Here is a 17,748-nt window from a genome sequence, read left to right on the forward strand (position 1 = left end):
TCATGGCCTACAAGCGTCACATCGACCGCCTGCCGATCATCCCGGCGGATGCGAAGGAGCACAACGTCACCTGCCACTACTGCATCGTCGGCTGCGGCTACAAGGCCTACACCTGGCCGATCAACCGGCAGGGCGGCACCGATCCGAGCCAGAACAAGTTCGGCGTGGATCTCGCCCAACAGCAGGAGACGCAGACTCCGAACTGGTACGCGCCCTCGATGTACAACATCGTGAAGCAGGACGGGCGCGACGTGCATCTGGTGATCAAGCCCGACCCGGAGTGTTCGGTGAACGGCGGGTTGGGATCGGTTCGCGGCGCGCGCATCGCCGAGAACCGACGCTCGGACATCACCGGCACGCAGCAACAGCGCCTGACCGAGCCGATGGTCTGGCGCTATGGCACCTGGCAGCCGACAAGCTGGGAGGACGCGCTGGATCTGGTGGCCCGCGTCACCGCCCGCGTGATCGACAAGGACAACGAGGACGACCTCTTCGTCTCGATGTTCGACCACGGCGGCTCGGCGGGGGGCTACGAGAACACCTGGGGCACCGGCAAGCTCTACTTCCAGTCGATGAAGGTGAAGCACTGCCGCATCCACAACCGGCCCGCCTACAACTCCGAGGTGCATTCGACCCGCGACATGGGCGTGGGCGAGCTGAACTACTGCTACGAGGATTACGGCCTTGCCGACACGATCTTCATGATCGGGGCGAACTCGCTGGAGACGCAGACCAACCTGTTCCTGAACCACATGGTGCCGGGGATGCGCGGCGAGACGCTGGCGAAGAAGCAGGCCGAACTGCCGGACGAGCCCCACGCCCCGGCCCGGATCGTGATCGTCGATCCGCGCCGCACGGTGACGGTGAACGCCTGCGAGGAAGCCGCGGGGGCCGAAAATGTCCTGCACCTTCAGATCCAGTCCGGGACCGACCTCGCGCTTCTGAACACGATCTTCACCCATATCGCCGATCAGGGCTGGGTGGATCAGGCCTTCATCGACACCTCGACCTTCCGCGAAGGGGTGGCCCAGCCCGAAGATCCGGCCCACCCCGCGGCCCTCGGCAGCTTCGAGGCCGCCCGCGAGGCCTGCCGGATGAGCCTCGCCCAAGGCGCCGCCATCTGCGGCGTGCCGGAAGCCGACATCGTGAAGGCCGCCGAGTGGATCGCCCGGCCCAAGGAGGGCGGCGCGCGGCGTCGCACCGTCACCTGCTACGAGAAGGGCATCATCTGGGGCAACGACAACTACCGCACCATCGGCGCTGCGGTGAACATCGCGCTCGCCACGGGCAACGTGGGCCGTCCGGGCGGCGGCGTCGCGCGCCTCGGCGGCCATCAGGAGGGCTACATGCGCCCCTCCGACGCCCATGTCGGGCGGCCCGCGGCCTACATAGACGACCTCCTGATCCGCGGCCGCGGCAAGGTCCACCACATCTGGGCCAACGACCATTACAAGACCACGCTGAACGCGGTCGAGTTCAAGCGCGTCTACAACCGCCGCACCAACATGGTGAAGGAGGCGATGGACGCCCGCGCTGGGGCAACCCGCGAGGAGATGGTCGATGCCATTGTCGGCGCGATCGAGGCGGGGGGTCTCTTCTCGGTCAATGTGGACATCATCCACACCCAGATCGGCCAGCAGGCCCATGTGATCCTGCCTGCGGTCGAGTCGGGCGAGATGAACCTGACCTCGATGAACGGCGAGCGGCGGATGCGGCTGGTGGAGAAATACATGGACGGTCCGGGCAGCGCGAAACCCGACTGCCTGATCGCCGCCGGCCTCGCGCAGGCGCTGGAAAAGGTGCTGACCGACGACGGCCGTGCCGACTATGCCGCGCAGTTCAAGGGCTATGACTGGGCGACCGAGGAAGACGCCTTCATGGACGGCTACCACGCCAATACCGGGCAGATCGTGACCTACGACCGGCTGCGCGCGATGGGCAACAACGGCGTGCAGGAGCCGGTGACGGGCTACGAGGACGGCAAGCTGGTCGGCACGAAGCGGCTCTATTCCGACGGCACGTTCGGCACCGACGACGGCAAGGCCCGGTTCTGCGCCGGCGCGTGGCGCGGGCTTCAGGCGCCGGGGAAAGAGCAGCAGAAGGCGGCCTACCGATACCTCATCAACAACGGCCGGTCGAACATCCACTGGCAGAACTGGTTCCTCGACAAGGAAAACGATTTCGTCTTCGACCGCTTCCCGTTCCCGTTCCTCGAGATCCACCCCGACGACATGACCGAGCTCGGCCTGAAGCCGGGCGATCTGGTCGAGATCTGGAACGACGTCGGCGCCACGCAGGCGATGGCCTGCCCGACACCCACCGCGCGTCCGGGCGAGACCTTCATGGTATTCGGCGCGCCCTCGGGCACGCAGGGCAACGTGATCAACGCAGGGACCAACGAACTGGTGCTGCCGAACTACAAGCAGACCTGGGCGAACATCCGCAAGATCTCGGACCCGCCAGCCTCGGTCCGCCACCTGACCTTCAAGTCGCAGGAGGTGGAACTGGGCTGACCTGCCACAGGCCCGCCGTTCAGGCGGGCCGCTTCCGGATGCGAAGGGGCCGGCCGATCCGGAGGCCACGGGATCCGGCTCACGGATCCCGCAGGCGCCCCGTCTGGCGAAGGAGAACGGCCGCCAGCATGAGGTTCGTGGCGGCGATCCCCGCCAGCACCCCGAGCGTGCCGTCGCCACCCATGAAACCGATCAGCCCCGCCCCCACCAGCGGGGCTGCGGCCTGCGCCACCAGCGACGGCCGCGCGAGCCGCCCCATGACCCCCGGATAGCGCTCGGGGCCGAAGAGGGCCATCGGCAGCGCGCCCCGGGCGATCGAATAGACGCCGTTGCCCGCACCATAGAGGATCAGCGCCAGCGCGGGCCAGTCCGACGCCGCAAGCAGGACCAGTCCGGCCGCGGTGGCACTCACCGCAGCGAGCAGCGTCCAGACCGGGTGATGGCGGGCGCCACCGGCCATCTCGACCAACCGCCCGCCGACCTGCGCCGGGCCGATCAGCGCGCCAAGCGCGACAGCCGCCGCCAGCGGCAGCCCGCGCGCGCCCAGAAGCACGATCAGATGCACCGACACGATGGTCACCGCGAGCCCCGCAAGCGTGTGGATCGCCGCCATGATGCGGAAGGCCCTGCGCTCCTCGCCCGCAAGCTCCGGCGGCGGAACAGGATCGCGCGCCTCCGGCCGCGGCGCCTGCGGGATCGCCCGCAGCAGAAGCGGCACCGAGATCGCCAGATGCAGCCCCGCATAGGCGGCAGCCGTCCCGCGCCAGCCGAAGCTCTCCAGCATCAGCGCCGAGAGCGGCCAGCAGACGGTGCTTGCGAATCCGCCCCAGAGCGTGAGCAGCGTGATCGCCCGCCGCGCCTCGCGCCCGTAGATCTGGCCCAGCGTGGCGAAGGCGGGGTCGTAGAGCCCCGCGGCCATGCCCGCCCCCATCAGGACCCAACCCGTGACGAAGACCGGCAAATTCGGCGCCATCGCCAGTGTCATCAGGCCCGCCGCGATCCCGAGGCAGCCCGCCACCAGCACCGGCCGCCCGCCGTGGCGCGCGATGGTGCGGCCGACCAGCGGCGAGACCAGCCCCGCAACCAGCAGCCCGACCGAGAGCGAGCCCACCACCCAGGGCAGCGGCCAGCCGGTATCCGCAGCGATCGGCGCGGCCAGCACCGCCATCAGGTAATAGCTGCTGCCCCAGGCGAGGATCTGCACCACCCCCAGCGCGGCCGCGAGCCTCGCCTGCGGGCTCACCGCACGGCTGCGGAAAGGTTCATGCGCGCCTCGAGTGCCGCTGCCGCCTCCTTGCGCTCGGAGTAGCGGTCGGTCAGGTGGGCCGAGACATCGCGGGTGAGAAGCGTGACCTTCACCAGCTCCTCCATCACATCCACCACCCGGTCGTAGAGCGGCGAGGCCCGCATCCGGCCCGCCTCGTCGAACTCGGCATAGGCCTTCGGCACCGAAGACTGGTTCGGGATCGTCACCATCCGCATCCAGCGCCCCAGCACCCGCATCTGGTTCAGCGCGTTGAAGCTCTGCGAGCCGCCCGAGACCTGCATCAGTGCCAGCGTCCGCCCCTGCGTAGGTCGGATCGCCCCCATGCTGAGGGGAATCCAGTCGATCTGCGCCTTCATCACCCCGGTCATCGCGCCGTGCCGCTCGGGCGAGCACCAGACCTGTCCCTCGGACCAGAGGCAGGCCTCGCGAAGCTCGGCGACCTTGGGGTGGGCGGGGTCGGCATCGTCCGGCAGCGGCAGGCCGTCCGCATGATAGATCCGCGTCTCGCAGCCGAAGAGGCGCAGCAGACGCTCGGCCTCGAGCGTCAGGAAGCGGCTCATGCTCCGTTCGCGCAGCGATCCGTAGAGCAGCAGGATGCGCGGCGGATGGGTCGAGCGCGGCCCGGCCAGCGCGGCCGGATCGGGCAGACGCAGCGCACGGGGATCGAGGTTCGGCAGGTCGCTCATGCCCGCACCTCGAACCAGCGCGACCGCAGGCGCAGCGCCACATGCACCAGCAGGATCAAAACCGGCACCTCGACCAGAGGTCCGATGACCGTGGCGAATGCCACCGGCGAGGCCAGTCCGAAGGCCGCGATGGCGACCGCGATGGCCAGCTCGAAATTGTTGCCCGCGGCCGTGAAAGCGATGGCCGTGGTGCGGGGATAGTCGCGGGCGATCAGCCGGCCGAGGACGAAGCTCACCCCGAACATGATCGCGAAGTAGAGCGCCAGCGGCAGCGCGATCCGCACGGCATCCGCGGGCAGACGCAGGATCTCGCCGCCCTTCAGGCTGAACATGGCGACGATGGTGAAGAGCAGCGCCGCCAGCGTCAGCGGCCCGATCCGCGGCAGGAAGTGCCCCTCGTACCAGCCTGCGCCCTTCCGCGCGATGAGCCACCGCCGCGTCAGGAATCCGGCGGCGAAGGGGATGCCGAGATAGATCAGCACCGCCTGCGCGATGGTGGCGAAGCTCACGTCGATCACGCTGCCCTCGAGCCCGAACAAGGGCGGCAGCAGCCCGAGGAAGATCCACGCATAGAGCGGGAAGAAGAGGATCTGGAAGATCGAGTTGAACGCGACCAGCCCCGCGACATACTGGCTGTCGCCTTCCGCCAGCTGGTTCCAGACCAGCACCATGGCGATGCAGCGCGCCAGCCCGATCAGGATCACCCCGGTCATGTAGTCGGGATGGTCGTGCAGGAAGATCACCGCGAGCGCGAACATCAGCACCGGCCCGATCAGCCAGTTCTGCACCAGCGACAGCGCCAGCACCCGCCCGTCGCGGAAGACGCGCGGCAGCTCTTCGTAGCGGACGCGGGCGAGCGGGGGATACATCATCAGGATCAGCCCCGCCGCGATCGGCAGGTTCGTGGTGCCGACCGAGGCCGCGTCAAGCGTAGCGGGAAGGCCGGGGAAGATCCGGCCCAGCAGCAGCCCCAGCGCCATCGCGGCGAAGATCCAGATCGTAAGCCAACGGTCGAGGAAGGACAGGCGGTGCATCAGGCCTCCGGTCTGCGGGTCATCAGGACGGCCGAGGCCGGGCAGATCGCCGCGGCCTGCCGCGTGGCGAGGATCTCGGCCGGCGCCTCGGCGCGCGACACGGCGCGGAAGCCGTGGCGGGCGAAGAACGGGGCAGCGGTGGTGGTGAGAAGCCAGACCGCCGCGGACCCCGCCGCCTCGGTCATCAGATGGGCAAGGATCGCCCTGCCCAGACCTTCGCCGCGCCGCCCCTCGGGCACCACGATCGAGCGCAGCAGCACATGGGCGCCGTGCCGCTCGATCCCGCCGAAGCCCGCCGTCCGGTCGCCGCTCCGGTAAGCGAAGAAGCCGCGGCCCGGTTCGGTCAGGTCATCGACGGGCAGGCCGGCGGCGGTCAGGGCTGCGATCAATGCGGGGTCGCTGCCGGCCACCGCGCGCGCTGCAAGGCGGGGAGTCTCAGCCATGGCTCGCCTCGGCCTCAGTCGAGGGCGCGCAGACCTCGGGCCGCCCGTCGCAGCAGTCGCGCATCAGGAAGGCCACGAGCTCCGACAGCACCGGATAGGCCGCGGCATAGATCACGTACCGCCCCTCGCGCCGCGAGGTGACCAGTTCCGCCTGTTCGAGGTGCGCCAGATGGAACGAGAGCCGCGAGGAACTCGCCCCGATTGCTGCGCCAATCTCACCGGCCGGCAGGCCCTCGGGGCCCGCGCGGACCAGAAGCCGCACGATCTGCAGTCGCGTCTCCTGGGCGAGGCCGGCGAAGGCAGTCAGGGCGGCCGTGTCATCCATATCTCAATACCTCAAGATCTATTGCCACGTTAGATCCGGCGAGGTCCCGGGGTCAAGGGCCGACCGGAGTGACGCAACCGGTCCTTTGCGGCCGGTCGGCGTCGGATGCCACGGGTCTCGGAGCAGCCGCACGCGACAGGGGCAGCATGAGCTTTGTGCGGTCCTTGCCTTCATTGGTGCGAGGTCTGCACCCGGTCGGGTTTGGAACCGCAGGGCGGCAATTGTCGCTCGAGTCTGCAGGATCATGTTCCCGCCCACCCGAACAATCCGGTTTGCCGCGCGGGACCCGGCGACCGGTCCCTATCACACAGGTGAACCACTGCCCGTTTCATGAGCCCGAGGTCGGGCGAGGACGACAAGTCCCGCTGGCCGGGCGCTTGGAATCGCGCCGCGCATGGGGTAAGGCCCGACCAATCATCAGGACCCGGGTGCGATCCCCGGGTGGCTCCTCCGGCCGCCGATCCGCCGGACAACCGTTCAGATCAGACAGAACATCCACCGGCGGGCCAGAGGCCACGGCCGGACCGGAACGGGACATTCATGCTTTCATTCACCACCTACCGCCAGGAATGGCTGGGCAACCTGCGAGGCGACCTCCTGTCCGGCCTCGTCGTGGCGCTGGCCCTCATCCCCGAGGCCATCGCCTTTTCCATCATCGCCGGAGTGGATCCGAAGGTGGGGCTCTACGCCTCGTTCTCGATCGCCGTCATCACCGCCATCGCGGGCGGACGGCCCGGGATGATCTCGGCCGCGACCGCGGCGACCGCCGTGCTGATGGTGACGCTGGTGCGTGATCACGGGCTGGAATATCTGCTGGCCGCCACCGTGCTGGCGGGTCTGATCCAGATTGCGGCGGGCTTCCTGCGGCTCGGCTTCGTCATGCGCTACGTCTCGCGCTCGGTGATGACGGGCTTCGTCAACGCGCTGGCGATCCTGATCTTCCTGGCGCAGCTGCCGGAACTCGATCCGCGGACCGTGCCGCCGCTGACCTACCCGCTGGTGGCGGGGGGCCTGGCGATCATCTACCTCTTTCCGAGGGTCACCCGTGCCGTGCCCTCGCCGCTTGTGACCATCATCGTGCTGACGGCGCTGACGCTCGCGCCGGGGCTCGATGTGCGGACGGTGGGCGACATGGGGGCGTTGCCCGACACGCTGCCGGTCTTCCTGATCCCCGACATCCCCCTGACCTTCGAGACACTGCAGATCATCCTGCCCTATTCCATTGCCGTCGCGGTGGTGGGGCTCTTGGAAAGCCTGATGACGCAGAACATCGTCGACGACCTGACCGACACGCGCTCGAACCGCAACCAGGAGTGCATCGGACAGGGTCTGGCCAACACCGCCACCGGCTTCATCGGCGGCATGGCCGGCTGCGCGATGATCGGCCAGTCGATGATCAACGTGAAGTCGGGCGGGCGCGGCCGGCTGTCGTGCTTCGTGGCGGGAGTGTTCCTCTTGATCCTTGTGGTGGGTCTGGGCGATCTGGTCAGCCGCATCCCGATGGCGGCGCTGGTGGCGATCATGATCATGGTCTCGATCGGCACCTTCTCGTGGTCGTCGATGAAGGCGCTTCGCACCCATCCGAGGTCATCCTCGGTGGTGATGCTGGCGACAGTGGCGACGGTGGTCTGGAGCCACAACCTCGCCATCGGCGTGCTGGTCGGCGTGCTGCTCTCGGGGATCTTCTTTGCCGCCAAGATCGCGCAGCTCTTCCGCGTTACCTCGGATCTCTCGAAGGACGGGCGCGAACGGACCTACCGGGTCGAGGGGCAGATGTTCTACGGCTCGGTCGAGGATTTCATGGCAGCCTTCGACTTCCGCGAGGCGCTCGACCGTGTGGTGATCGACGTGAGCCGCGCCCATATCTGGGACATCTCGTCGGTTCAAGCGCTGGACATGGCGGTGCTGAAGTTCCGCCGCGAGGGCGCCGAGGTGCGGATCGTCGGCATGAACGAGGCCACAGAGACCATCGTCGACCGGCTGGCCATTCACGACAAGCCGGGCGCGATGGACCGGCTGACGGCGCATTGAGGGAGGATGAGATGACGGAGAGGATTCTGGCGCTGGTCGACGGCTCGGGCTTTTCGCGCAGCGTCTGCCTGCACACGGCCTGGATCGCGCAGCGGCTCGGGCTTCCGGTGGACCTGCTGCATGTGCTGGGTCGGCGCGAGGCGGCGGACCGGGGCGACCGGTCGGGCGCGCTGTCGCTGGGGGCACGATCCGCGCTGCTCGAGGAACTGGCCTCGCTCGATGCGCAGCGGGCGCGGCTGGCGCAGGCGCAGGGGCGGGCGATCCTTGACGATGCGCAGGCGATCCTTGCCTCCGAAGGCGTCGAGGCCACGCCGCATCTGCGGCAGGGCGACCTGATCGACACGGTGGCCGAGATCGAGCCTTCGGTGCGCGCGCTGGTGGTCGGCAAACGGGGCGAGGCGGCGGGCTTTGCCAGCGACCATCTCGGCTCGAACCTCGAGCGCATCCTGCGGGCGACCACGGTGCCGGTCTTCATCGCGACCGCGGGCTACCGGCCGGTGCGCAAGGTGCTGGTGGCCCATGACGGTGGCGCAAGCTCGCGCGTGGCGATCGACCGGATGGCGGCGAGCCCGGTGTTCCGCAATCTCGCGATCACGCTGGCCTGCGCGGGCAGCGCGGACGAGGCCGGCCGAAAGCTCGAGCGCGCCCGCGGCACCCTTCTTGCGGCCGGGATCGAGGCCGAGACCTGCGTCGTTCCCGGCGAGCCCGAGGTGGCGCTGGAAGCGAAGATCGAGGCCGAGGGCTTCGACCTGCTGGTGATGGGCGCCTATGGCCACAGCCGCATCCGCAGCCTGATCATCGGCTCGACCACCACGGCCATGATCCGGTCCTGCACCATCCCGACGCTGGTCTACCGTTAGCCGGGATGGAGGAGGAGCTTGCCGCCCGCCACAACCCGCGCCTGCGCGCCGAACTGAGAGCCGCGTCCGAAGGGCGCGGCCAAGGCCCGGCGCCCGGTGGCGCTGGACCGGCAGAGCGTCGCCCGGCTCTCGCGGATGGATGGGCTGCAGGGTCGGGCGATCGCGCAGGCGGGGGATGCCCGCCGCGCCGCCCGTCCGCGCGCGGGGGAAGCCGCGCTTTCGCCGTAGGAAAGCGGTGACTTCGGGTGGTGCGAGGCCTGCGGCGTTCACATCGGCGTCAAGCGGCTGGCCTGCCGCTGCTGGTGATGGCGCTCGCACTGCTCAGGTTCCTTGGTCAGGGGATGCCGATGCATGTCGCGCTGACCGCGATGGCGTGCTGGTTCAACCGCTTCCGCCGCGGCACCCTCGGCCCGGGTCGGCCAGTGGCCGATCTGACGGCCGCTCCGGCCGGTCGCGTGGCGTACGTGCGCCGCGAATCCTTCTCCGCCTGATCCAGATCAGGACATGGCGGTTCATCTTATGCGCATAACCGCATGAGAAGGAATCGCCGCCATGATCCAGGTTCTCTCGGCGCTGGCCGAACCCACCCGCCTTGCCGCCCTCAGCCTCCTGTGGGACGGCAGCGAGCATTGCGTCTGCGAGCTGATGGCGCGGCTTCAGGCCACGCAGAGCCGGATGTCGCGCCACATGCAGGTGCTGAAACAGGCAGGCCTGGTCACTGACCGGCGTGATGCACAATGGGTGCGCTACCGGCTGAACCCAGAAATGGCACCGGCGGCGCGGACCGTCCTCGTGGCCGTCATGGCAGGCCTCACCGAGGATCGGAACGCGGCATGAGCGTGCGGTCCACCTCCACCCCCCGCGCGGCCTCGCCGCTGGTCTGGACGGCCGGCGTTCTGGCCGCCGTCGGGCTCTGGGCGCTGGTATACCGCCAGCTCGTACCCGCCTCCGAGGCGATCGTGGCCCTGCTGCCGGTCGAGCGCCACACCCACACCGGCGAGGCGCTGGCCTTCTTCTTCTACGACGTGCCGAAGGTGATGCTGCTGCTGGCGCTGATCGTCTTCGCCATGGGTGTCGTGCGCAGCTTCTTCAGCCCCGAGCGCACCCGCGCGCTGCTGACCGGCAAGCGCGAGGGGGTGGGCAATGTCATGGCCGCAAGTCTGGGCGTGGTCACCCCCTTCTGCTCCTGCTCGGCGGTGCCGCTGTTCATCGGCCTCGTCTCGGCCGGGGTGCCGCTGGGGGTGACCTTCTCCTTCCTGATCTCGGCGCCGATGGTGAACGAAGTGGCGCTGGTGCTGCTGTTCGGGCTCGTCGGCTGGGAGGTGGCGGTCACCTATTTCAGTTTCGGCCTGCTCATCGCCATCGTCGCGGGCTGGGTGATCGGCCGGCTGCATCTGGAGGGCTGGCTGCAAGACTGGGTGCGCGACATCCACTCGGGTGCCGCGACCCCGGCGACGGACGGCACGCGCCTGACGCTGGTCGACCGCTACCGGCTGGGACTCGAAGCGGTGCGTGAGATCTTCGGCCGGGTGTGGATGTGGATCATCCTCGGGATCGGGATGGGAGCGCTGATCCACGGCTATGTGCCCGAGGACCTGATGGTGCGCATCATGGGCGCGGACGCCTGGTGGTCGGTGCCGGCGGCCGTCGTGATGGGCATTCCGATGTATACCAACGCTGCCGGCGTGATCCCGATCGTCGAGGCGCTGCTGGGCAAGGGGGCGGCGCTCGGCACAGTGCTGGCCTTCATGATGTCGGTGATCGCGCTCTCGCTGCCCGAGATGATCATCCTGCGCCAGGTGCTGACGCTGCGGCTGATCGCGGTCTTCGCGGGCGTCGTGGGTCTGGGCATCCTCGCGGTGGGCTTCCTGTTCAACCTGCTGTTCTGAAAGGAATTGCCAATGGAAATCAAGGTGCTTGGCCCCGGCTGCGCAAGATGCCGTTCCACGGTCGAGACGATCGAGGCGGTGGCAGAGGCCGAGGGCGTGCCGGTGACCGTGACCAAGGTCGAGGGGATGCGCGAGATCGTGGGCTATGGCGTCATGTCCACCCCCGGCGTCGTGGTCGAGGGGCGGGTGGTCCACACCGGCTCGGTCCCCACGCGCGATCAGGTGAAGGAATGGCTGAAGTGATCCCCCGCGCGCTGCCCGAGGCCCGCCAGCTGTGCCCGAGCTCGACCCGCAAGGCACTGGCGGCGGGTGCGCTGCTCGTCGATGTGCGCGAGGCCGACGAGCAGGCCGCCGTGGGCTTCGCCGAAGCAGAGGTCCTGTCGATCCCGCTCAGCCAGTTCGAGGCGCGCGTTGCCGAGGTGCCGCGCGACCGAGAGGTGGTGGTGGCCTGCGCCAGCGGCCCTCGCAGCCTGAAGGCCGTCTATTATCTGATGTATCAGGGCCACGACCGGGTGGCGAACCTCGACGGCGGGCTGTCCCGCTGGGCGGCCAAGGGCTTCCCGGTCCGGGGCGACGCCGCGGCGCTGACCGCCCTGACCCGCGGCTGCACCGAAGGCGCGTCCTGCTGCGGCGGAGACGTGCCGGCGACGAAGGCCGAGGACTGCTGCGGCGGGGACGGCAGGGGCCACTGCTGATAAGGCGCGACCGGATCCCTGGGGACCTGGCGCGCTTTTCGTCCTGGCCGGCCTCGGCCTTCTCCTGATCCGGGCCGAGACCCCGGCGCCGATCCGGTGGAGGCGGTCCGCATTTCGGGTCTGCCGGTCATTGCCGGGTTCGGCGCCCGAAGCTGCATCGCCTGCCGCGAGATGCAGGTCACGCTGTCCGACCTGATGCAGGGCCACGGGCGCCACCGCGCGGCCGGAAATGTTCTTCGGCGCTTTGTCGCGCACGTCGTCTGGTGCCGAGCCGATGCCGACGGGTTCATTCACCGCCTCACCCATGCGCTGGAGCATGACTTCGGCGTTGGCCATTTGACGGAAGGGGGTGCGGCGGCTCTCGAACCTGTCACGAAACCTTCGCTTGACGCGCTGTCCTATACTTCCATAAATCCGGAATTATGGAACAGGAAATCGCCGTTCGCCACTTCGCCGCCCTCGGCCATGCCGGCCGCCTTGCCGTTGTCCGCCTGCTGATGCGGCACGCGCCGCGGGGCGTGCGGCCGACCGAGATCGCGGCGATGCTCGGGATGAAACCGAACACGCTGTCGCATCATCTGGCCGAACTGGAGACGGCGGGCCTGATCGGTTCGGCACGCGAGGGACGCTCGCTCTTCTACAGCGTGCGGCTGCCCGAACTGGCGGCGCTCATCGCCTATCTCGGCCATGACTGCGGCCGGGGGCGCCCCGACGTCTTGGCTACACTTCCACGGGAGATCGACATGCACCGGCCCTTCAACGTGCTCTTCATCTGCTCGGGCAATTCCGCCCGCTCGATCTTCGCCGAGGCGATCCTGCGCAGCCTCGGCGGCACCCGCTTCCGTGCCTTCTCGGCGGGGACGCGGCCGAACAGCCAGCTGAACCCCTTCGCCCTCGAGGTGCTGGAGCGCAACGGCCTCGACACCTCCGGCCTGCGCTCGAAACATGTGTCGGAATTCGAGGGGCCGGAGGCGCCGCAGATGGATTTCGTCTTCACCGTCTGCGACCAGGCGGCGTCGGACGAATGTGCGCCCTGGCCGGGGCAGCCGCTGACCGCGCATTGGGGGATGCCGGATCCGGCGAAGGCCTGCGGCACGGATGCCGAGAAGGGCCTCGCCTTCGCCAAGGCCTTCGGCGAGCTGCACCGCCGGATCTCGGCCTTCACCCAGCTGCCCTTCGACCAGCTGGAGCGGCTGGCGCTGCAGCAGCATCTCGACCGGCTGGGAGAGGTCTGATGGCGCGCATCGCGGTCAACGGGCTCGGCCGGATGGGAAAGCTCCTGCTGCGCGAGCTGATCGACCGCGGTGCGGGCGACGAGATCGTGCTTCTGAACGATGCCGACGGCGATCCGGCGCAGCACGCGCTGCTGATGGAGTTCGACAGCGTCCACGGCCGCTGGCGGACCCCGGTCGCCCATGATGGCGAGAGCCTGACGCTTGCCGGCCACCGCATGCCCCTGATGCGCGAACGGCGGATCGAGGACCTGCCGCTGCGCGATCTGGGCGTCGATCTGGTGGTGGACTGCACCGGGGTCTTCAAGACCGCCGCGAAGCTCGCGCCCTATTTCGAGGCGGTGAAGAAGGTGGTCGTCTCGGCCCCGGTGAAGGACGGCGGCGCGCTGAACCTGGTCTACGGGATCAACCATCACCTCTACGATGGCAGCCAGCGGCTGGTGACGGCGGCCTCCTGCACGACGAACTGCCTCGCGCCGGTGGTGAAGGTGATCCACGGGGGCTTGGGCATCCGCCACGGCTCGATCACCACGATCCATGACGTAACGAACACCCAGACCATCGTGGACCGGCCGGCGAAGGACATGCGCCGCGCCCGCTCGGCGCTGGCGAACCTGATCCCGACCTCGACCGGTTCGGCCACCGCGATCGGACTGATCTATCCCGAGCTGAAGGGCAGGCTGAACGGCCATGCGGTGCGGGTGCCGCTCCTGAACGCCTCGCTGACCGACTGCGTCTTCGAGGTTGCACGCCCGACCACGGTCGAGGAGGTGAACGCGCTTCTCGCCGAGGCCGCGCGGGGACCGCTGAAAGGCATCCTCGGCTATGAGGAGCGGCCGCTGGTCTCGTCGGATTTCCTGAACGACCCGCGATCGGCCGTGGTGGATGCGGCCTCGACGATGGTTGTGGGCGGCACGCAGGTGAAGATCTACGCCTGGTATGACAACGAATGGGGCTATGTCTGCCGGCTGGCCGACATCACCCGGATGGTGGCGGAGAGCCTTGTCCCCTCGCGGGCGGGGGCGTGAGATGACTTCCTGCTCCTGCTGCACGAGGGGATGCAACGACGTTCGGCGGAGGCCTCCGATGACCCGCGGCCTGCGCGGCGAAAGGGCCCGGCCGTGAGCGTCGCCGCCCGTTCGGGCCTTCGCGCCTATGCCGCCGTGACCGCCGCCTACTGGGCCTTCATGCTCAGCGATGGCGCGCTGCGGATGCTGGTACTGCTGCATTTCAACGGGTTGGGCTTCTCGCCGATCCAGCTCGCCTGGCTCTTCCTGCTTTATGAGCTGGCGGGGATCGTGACCAACCTTTCCGCCGGCTGGCTCGCCGCGCGCTTCGGGCTGACCTCGACGCTTTACGCGGGCCTCGGGCTGCAGATCGGTGCGCTCGGGGCGCTGGCGATGCTGGACCCGGAATGGAGCATCCCGGCCTCGGTTGCCTTCGTCATGGCGGTTCAGGGCGTCTCGGGAGTGGCCAAGGATCTGGCCAAGATGTCGTCGAAAAGCGCGGTGAAGATCCTTGCGCCCGCGGGCGACGGGCTCTTCCGCTGGGTGGCGCTGCTTACAGGGTCGAAGAACGCGGTGAAGGGGGCGGGCTTCTTCCTCGGCGCGGCGCTTCTGGCGCTGGCGGGATTTCAGGCCGCGATCTGGGCGATGGCTGCGGTGTTGGCGGCGATCCTGCTCGCAGTGGTGCTCTGGATGCCCGAGGGCCTGCCGCGCGGGGTGAAGGGCACGAAATTTGCCTCGGTCTGGTCGCGCGATCGGGCGATCAACCGGCTGTCGCTGGCGCGGATGTTCCTGTTCGGCGCGCGCGATGTGTGGTTCGTGGTGGGCATCCCGGTCTATTTCCAGTCCGTCCTGTCCGACGGCACCGCCGAGGGCCGGCGCGAGGCCTTCTTCCTGATCGGCGGCTTCATGGCGCTCTGGATCATCGGCTACGGCGCGGTCCAGGGCATGGCGCCCCGGCTGATCCGCGGCGACGCCGCAGCCCAGGCCCGCCGATGGGCCGGGCGGCTGGTGCCGATCCCCTTGGCGCTGGCCGCGCTCGCCTGGGCGGCGGGCGGGCCGGCGACGTGGCTGACGCTGACGCTGGTCGCGGGACTGCTGCTCTTCGGCTTCGTCTTCGCGGTGAACTCATCGCTGCACTCCTACCTGATCCTCGCCTTCTCGAAGGCAGAGAGGGTGACGATGGACGTGGGCTTCTACTACATGGCGAACGCGGCAGGGCGCCTTATCGGCACGCTGCTCTCGGGCCTCAGCTACCAGTGGGGCGGGCTGCCGCTCTGCCTCGCCACCGCTGGCGCCATGGCCGCCGCAAGCTGGCTCGCTGCGCGACGGATCAAGGCAGTGGAAGCAGTCTGACTACAGAGATTGTCCCGCTGCCGCGGCAAGGCTCCTTGGTCGGGCATCAGTGGCCGGTGTGCGAAAGTTGCGACGTGGCATGTCGTCCACTTCGAGTGGCCTCCTGAATCCTGCCTCCGGGGCCTCTCGCATGCCGAACGGCCTCGACCTGTGGCGGTCGCCAACTGCGCGTCGCGTCACCGCCCAAGCGAGTTACGAAGGGCCGCATTCGTCGGTTGCTGCGGATGCACCGCCGCAAGCTCACGAACGACTTCCCCGGATTTCTGCATGTGAGGTGCCGCAACGTCACTGACAGCAAACCGCCCCTCGCGAGGACGCCACGGGCGCTGCTGCATCGGGTACGGCTTGGCAGGATATTGCCCCGGCGCGCGGTGCGGGAGGGTGAGAGTCCGGGCGCCGTCTCTCCCGCCGACAGTCGCTCGGCGGGAGAGGGGGGCGAAAGGCCCCCGCAGGCGCACTCTCACCGCTCGTCGCGCCGGCGGGTCTTGTCCCGCATCACCTCGCGCACCATCCGGCCGAAGGCGCGGTCGCGGGCGTGGGCCTCGGCCAGCGTGGCCGAGTTGTGCCGGTCCTCGCGCTTCAGCTTCTCCCACCGCGCGAGGCGGCCCGCGTCGAGCCGCCCCTCGGCCACCGCCGCCTGCACCGCGCAGCCCGGTTCGGTGCCGTGCGTGCAGTCTCTGAACCGGCAGGCCCGCGCGAGATCGTCGATGTCGTCGAAGACCGCGGCGATGCCGTCCTCGGCGTCGGTCAGGCGCAGCTCGCGCATGCCGGGCGTGTCGATCAGCCAGCCCCCGCCCGTGATCGGGCGCAGGTGCCGGCCGGTCGTGGTGTGCCGCCCCTTGGCGTCGTCCGCGCGGATCGGCGCCGTGGCTTCGAGCGTGCCGGTGAGCGCGTTGGCGAGCGTGGTCTTGCCCACGCCCGACGAGCCCGCCAGCGCCACCGTCCGGCCCGGGCGGCACCAGTCGGCGAGCCGCTCGGGCACATCGGGGGCGGTGGCGTCGATCAGGCACATCGCGACGCGACGGTCGACGGCCTCGGCCCGGGCGCGCCAGCCCTCGGGATCCGGCACGAGGTCGATCCGGGTCAGCAGGATCACCGGCTCGACCCTGGCCGCATGGGCCAGCGCGAGATACCGCTCCAGCCGCGCCGGGTTGAAGTCGGCATTGCAGGAGGTGACGATGAAGAGTGTGTCGACGTTGGCAGCAATGAGCTGCCGCGCCGCGCCGGTGCCGGCCGCGCGGCGGGAAAGGATGGTGCGGCGGTCGAGGAGGCGCAGGAGGCGGGTGCCGTCGCAGAGCGCCCAGTCGCCCACGGCAATCCCGCCGGTCGGGAACTCAGGCGGCAGGATCAGCGACAGCGGACCGTCGGCCGAGAGCGCCTCGACGCGGCTGCGGTGGACGGCCGCGATGCGGCAGGGGGTGGCGGCCAGGTCCTCGAGGTCGAGCTGGCGCAGGAAATCGGAAGCCCAGCCGAGGTCGGCGAGCGTGAAGGATCGTGTCAAGGAAAGGCCCTCGTTCGGACACTGAAAGACGGGCGCCGGGGGCGCCGGTGACGTTCAGGCGGGCGGGGCGGCTGATCGGGTCAGACGGCCCCGGCCCGGAGGGATGCAAGCTCTGACATGTCCTCTCCTCGGGCTGCGGTTGCGATGGCTGCGTGCACCTTACACCCTCCCGCCGCCCCATGTCAGGTCTGCCCCCGGAAAAATTCTCTGATCGCGTTGATCAAGGGTTCTGGTTCGGATCTGCGCCTTTGCTGGGTTTAGGGTTCTCTCCGCAGTCGATCACGAGGCGTCCGCACTGATCGCTCGGCTGCTGTCCCCCGGCACCACGGGCAGTGCGGGGGCCGGCTTCGCCACCCGCTACGCCGGCCACCCCGACCGCCGGTTCAAGATCCGTCATGCACCAACATTGAGCCCGGCTCACCCCATGCGGGCTGGCCAGGATTCTCTTTCCGTGGATCGTCGCGGAGCCACCTTCGTGCATTTCATGCCGGGGAGCGGTCACCTCATCAACGCCGAACGGCAGTCGTCTCAACCTTCGGCAGGCGGGCTGGACCCCCACCGTGCGTCCGGCACTTGTTTCCAGAGCGCATGGCGGCGCTTGCCATGCCGGGCTGGTCTTCGCACATTTTCACGCTTCTTTCAGAGCGTGACGAAGCGAGCGCGCTGGACCAGCGAATAAAGTCTGGCTAAACGATTGCCGCAGGTGTGGAGCGTTAGCGCACCTGATTCAGCGACGCATGTGCCATGCCAGCAGACTGTCAAGCTCGGCCAGCAGCTGGAACAAGAGCGGATGAGTGGCCGAGTGGCTTAAGGCACTGGTCTTGAAAACCAGCGAACCGAAAGGTTCCGTGGGTTCGAATCCCACCTCATCCGCCATGTATCTCGGCTAAGATTTTGATGTCCAACGGGAAA

At 68.8% G+C, this 17,748-nt stretch carries 18 protein-coding genes, 1 tRNA gene and 1 other annotated feature; of the genes, 13 read left to right on the plus strand and 6 right to left on the minus strand.

What is annotated here, in order from left to right:
* The first annotated feature begins 2 nt into the window (after nt 1-2).
* Nucleotides 3-2,513: an arsenate reductase (azurin) large subunit gene (locus tag ACTVZP_RS02125; RefSeq protein ID WP_443210429.1), complete on the plus strand. Its 2,511-nt coding sequence runs from the start codon at nt 3-5 to the stop codon at nt 2,511-2,513.
* 79 nt (nt 2,514-2,592) lie between these two features.
* Here the strand turns inward: ACTVZP_RS02125 and ACTVZP_RS02130 are convergent, their stop codons facing one another.
* From ACTVZP_RS02130 to ACTVZP_RS02150, 5 genes are read right to left on the minus strand one after another with little or no spacing between them, the layout of a single operon-like run.
* Nucleotides 2,593-3,756 carry an MFS transporter gene (locus ACTVZP_RS02130; RefSeq protein WP_443210431.1) on the minus strand — a complete coding sequence of 388 codons (1,164 nt, stop codon included), beginning with the start codon at nt 3,754-3,756 and terminating at the stop codon, nt 2,593-2,595.
* A complete protein-coding gene (gene arsH / locus ACTVZP_RS02135; RefSeq protein ID WP_443210433.1) occupies nt 3,753-4,466 on the minus strand; it encodes an arsenical resistance protein ArsH in 714 nt (237 codons plus the stop codon). Before arsH ends, ACTVZP_RS02130 begins: the two co-directional genes overlap by 4 nt.
* Nucleotides 4,463-5,500, minus strand: coding sequence for an ACR3 family arsenite efflux transporter (gene arsB / locus ACTVZP_RS02140; protein ID WP_443210434.1), 1,038 nt, complete (start codon nt 5,498-5,500; stop codon nt 4,463-4,465). The genes arsH and arsB overlap by 4 nt, the downstream gene beginning before the upstream one ends.
* A complete protein-coding gene (gene arsN2 / locus ACTVZP_RS02145; RefSeq protein WP_443210435.1) occupies nt 5,500-5,943 on the minus strand; it encodes an arsenic resistance N-acetyltransferase ArsN2 in 444 nt (147 codons plus the stop codon). Before arsN2 ends, arsB begins: the two co-directional genes overlap by 1 nt.
* A complete protein-coding gene (locus ACTVZP_RS02150) occupies nt 5,936-6,268 on the minus strand; it encodes an ArsR/SmtB family transcription factor (RefSeq protein ID WP_443210436.1) in 333 nt (110 codons plus the stop codon). Before ACTVZP_RS02150 ends, arsN2 begins: the two co-directional genes overlap by 8 nt.
* A gap of 417 nt (nt 6,269-6,685) precedes the next feature.
* Nucleotides 6,686-6,743: a sequence feature (sul1 is cis-regulatory element that is thought to sense ions involved in sulfur or methionine metabolism; They are found in Alphaproteobacteria), on the plus strand.
* Nucleotides 6,744-6,808: 65 nt separating this feature from the next.
* On the opposite strand from ACTVZP_RS02150, the gene ACTVZP_RS02155 reads away from it, so the two are divergent.
* The 11 genes from ACTVZP_RS02155 to arsJ all read left to right on the plus strand — a co-directional run bounded on the left by ACTVZP_RS02155 (nt 6,809) and on the right by arsJ (nt 15,335).
* Nucleotides 6,809-8,299 carry a SulP family inorganic anion transporter gene (locus ACTVZP_RS02155; RefSeq protein WP_443210437.1) on the plus strand — a complete coding sequence of 497 codons (1,491 nt, stop codon included), beginning with the start codon at nt 6,809-6,811 and terminating at the stop codon, nt 8,297-8,299.
* 11 nt (nt 8,300-8,310) lie between these two features.
* Nucleotides 8,311-9,159 carry a universal stress protein gene (locus ACTVZP_RS02160; RefSeq protein WP_443210438.1) on the plus strand — a complete coding sequence of 283 codons (849 nt, stop codon included), beginning with the start codon at nt 8,311-8,313 and terminating at the stop codon, nt 9,157-9,159.
* A gap of 347 nt (nt 9,160-9,506) precedes the next feature.
* On the plus strand, nt 9,507-9,650 hold the full coding sequence (locus ACTVZP_RS02165) for a hypothetical protein (RefSeq protein WP_443210439.1): 144 nt from the start codon (nt 9,507-9,509) through the stop codon (nt 9,648-9,650).
* 61 nt (nt 9,651-9,711) lie between these two features.
* Nucleotides 9,712-9,996, plus strand: coding sequence for an ArsR/SmtB family transcription factor (locus tag ACTVZP_RS02170; RefSeq protein ID WP_443210440.1), 285 nt, complete (start codon nt 9,712-9,714; stop codon nt 9,994-9,996).
* On the plus strand, nt 9,993-11,048 hold the full coding sequence (locus ACTVZP_RS02175) for a permease (RefSeq protein ID WP_443210441.1): 1,056 nt from the start codon (nt 9,993-9,995) through the stop codon (nt 11,046-11,048). Before ACTVZP_RS02170 ends, ACTVZP_RS02175 begins: the two co-directional genes overlap by 4 nt.
* A gap of 12 nt (nt 11,049-11,060) precedes the next feature.
* Complete coding sequence (locus tag ACTVZP_RS02180) at nt 11,061-11,291, plus strand: thioredoxin family protein (protein WP_443210442.1); 231 nt, start codon at nt 11,061-11,063, stop codon at nt 11,289-11,291.
* The gene (locus ACTVZP_RS02185) at nt 11,279-11,743 is read left to right on the plus strand and encodes a rhodanese-like domain-containing protein (protein ID WP_443210443.1); all 465 of its coding nucleotides are present in this window, start codon (nt 11,279-11,281) and stop codon (nt 11,741-11,743) included. The genes ACTVZP_RS02180 and ACTVZP_RS02185 overlap by 13 nt, the downstream gene beginning before the upstream one ends.
* 96 nt (nt 11,744-11,839) lie before the next feature.
* Nucleotides 11,840-12,241 (plus strand): hypothetical protein, encoded by a 402-nt coding sequence (locus ACTVZP_RS02190; RefSeq protein ID WP_443210444.1) that lies wholly within the window; start codon nt 11,840-11,842, stop codon nt 12,239-12,241.
* A complete protein-coding gene (locus ACTVZP_RS02195) occupies nt 12,166-12,978 on the plus strand; it encodes a metalloregulator ArsR/SmtB family transcription factor (RefSeq protein WP_443210445.1) in 813 nt (270 codons plus the stop codon). The genes ACTVZP_RS02190 and ACTVZP_RS02195 overlap by 76 nt, the downstream gene beginning before the upstream one ends.
* The gene (locus tag ACTVZP_RS02200) at nt 12,978-14,003 is read left to right on the plus strand and encodes an ArsJ-associated glyceraldehyde-3-phosphate dehydrogenase (RefSeq protein ID WP_443210446.1); all 1,026 of its coding nucleotides are present in this window, start codon (nt 12,978-12,980) and stop codon (nt 14,001-14,003) included. Before ACTVZP_RS02195 ends, ACTVZP_RS02200 begins: the two co-directional genes overlap by 1 nt.
* 93 nt (nt 14,004-14,096) lie before the next feature.
* Nucleotides 14,097-15,335, plus strand: coding sequence for an organoarsenical effux MFS transporter ArsJ (arsJ, locus tag ACTVZP_RS02205; protein WP_443210447.1), 1,239 nt, complete (start codon nt 14,097-14,099; stop codon nt 15,333-15,335).
* A gap of 460 nt (nt 15,336-15,795) precedes the next feature.
* On the opposite strand, the gene rsgA is transcribed toward arsJ, so the two are convergent.
* On the minus strand, nt 15,796-16,836 hold the full coding sequence (gene rsgA / locus ACTVZP_RS02210) for a ribosome small subunit-dependent GTPase A (RefSeq protein ID WP_443210448.1): 1,041 nt from the start codon (nt 16,834-16,836) through the stop codon (nt 15,796-15,798).
* A 788-nt stretch (nt 16,837-17,624) separates the two neighbouring features.
* Here rsgA and ACTVZP_RS02215 point away from each other — a divergent pair.
* Nucleotides 17,625-17,712, plus strand: a tRNA-Ser gene (locus ACTVZP_RS02215).
* Nucleotides 17,713-17,748: the final 36 nt, after the last annotated feature.

Source organism: Rhodobacter sp. NSM (assembly GCF_052244495.1).
Taxonomy (GTDB): domain Bacteria; phylum Pseudomonadota; class Alphaproteobacteria; order Rhodobacterales; family Rhodobacteraceae; genus Cereibacter_A.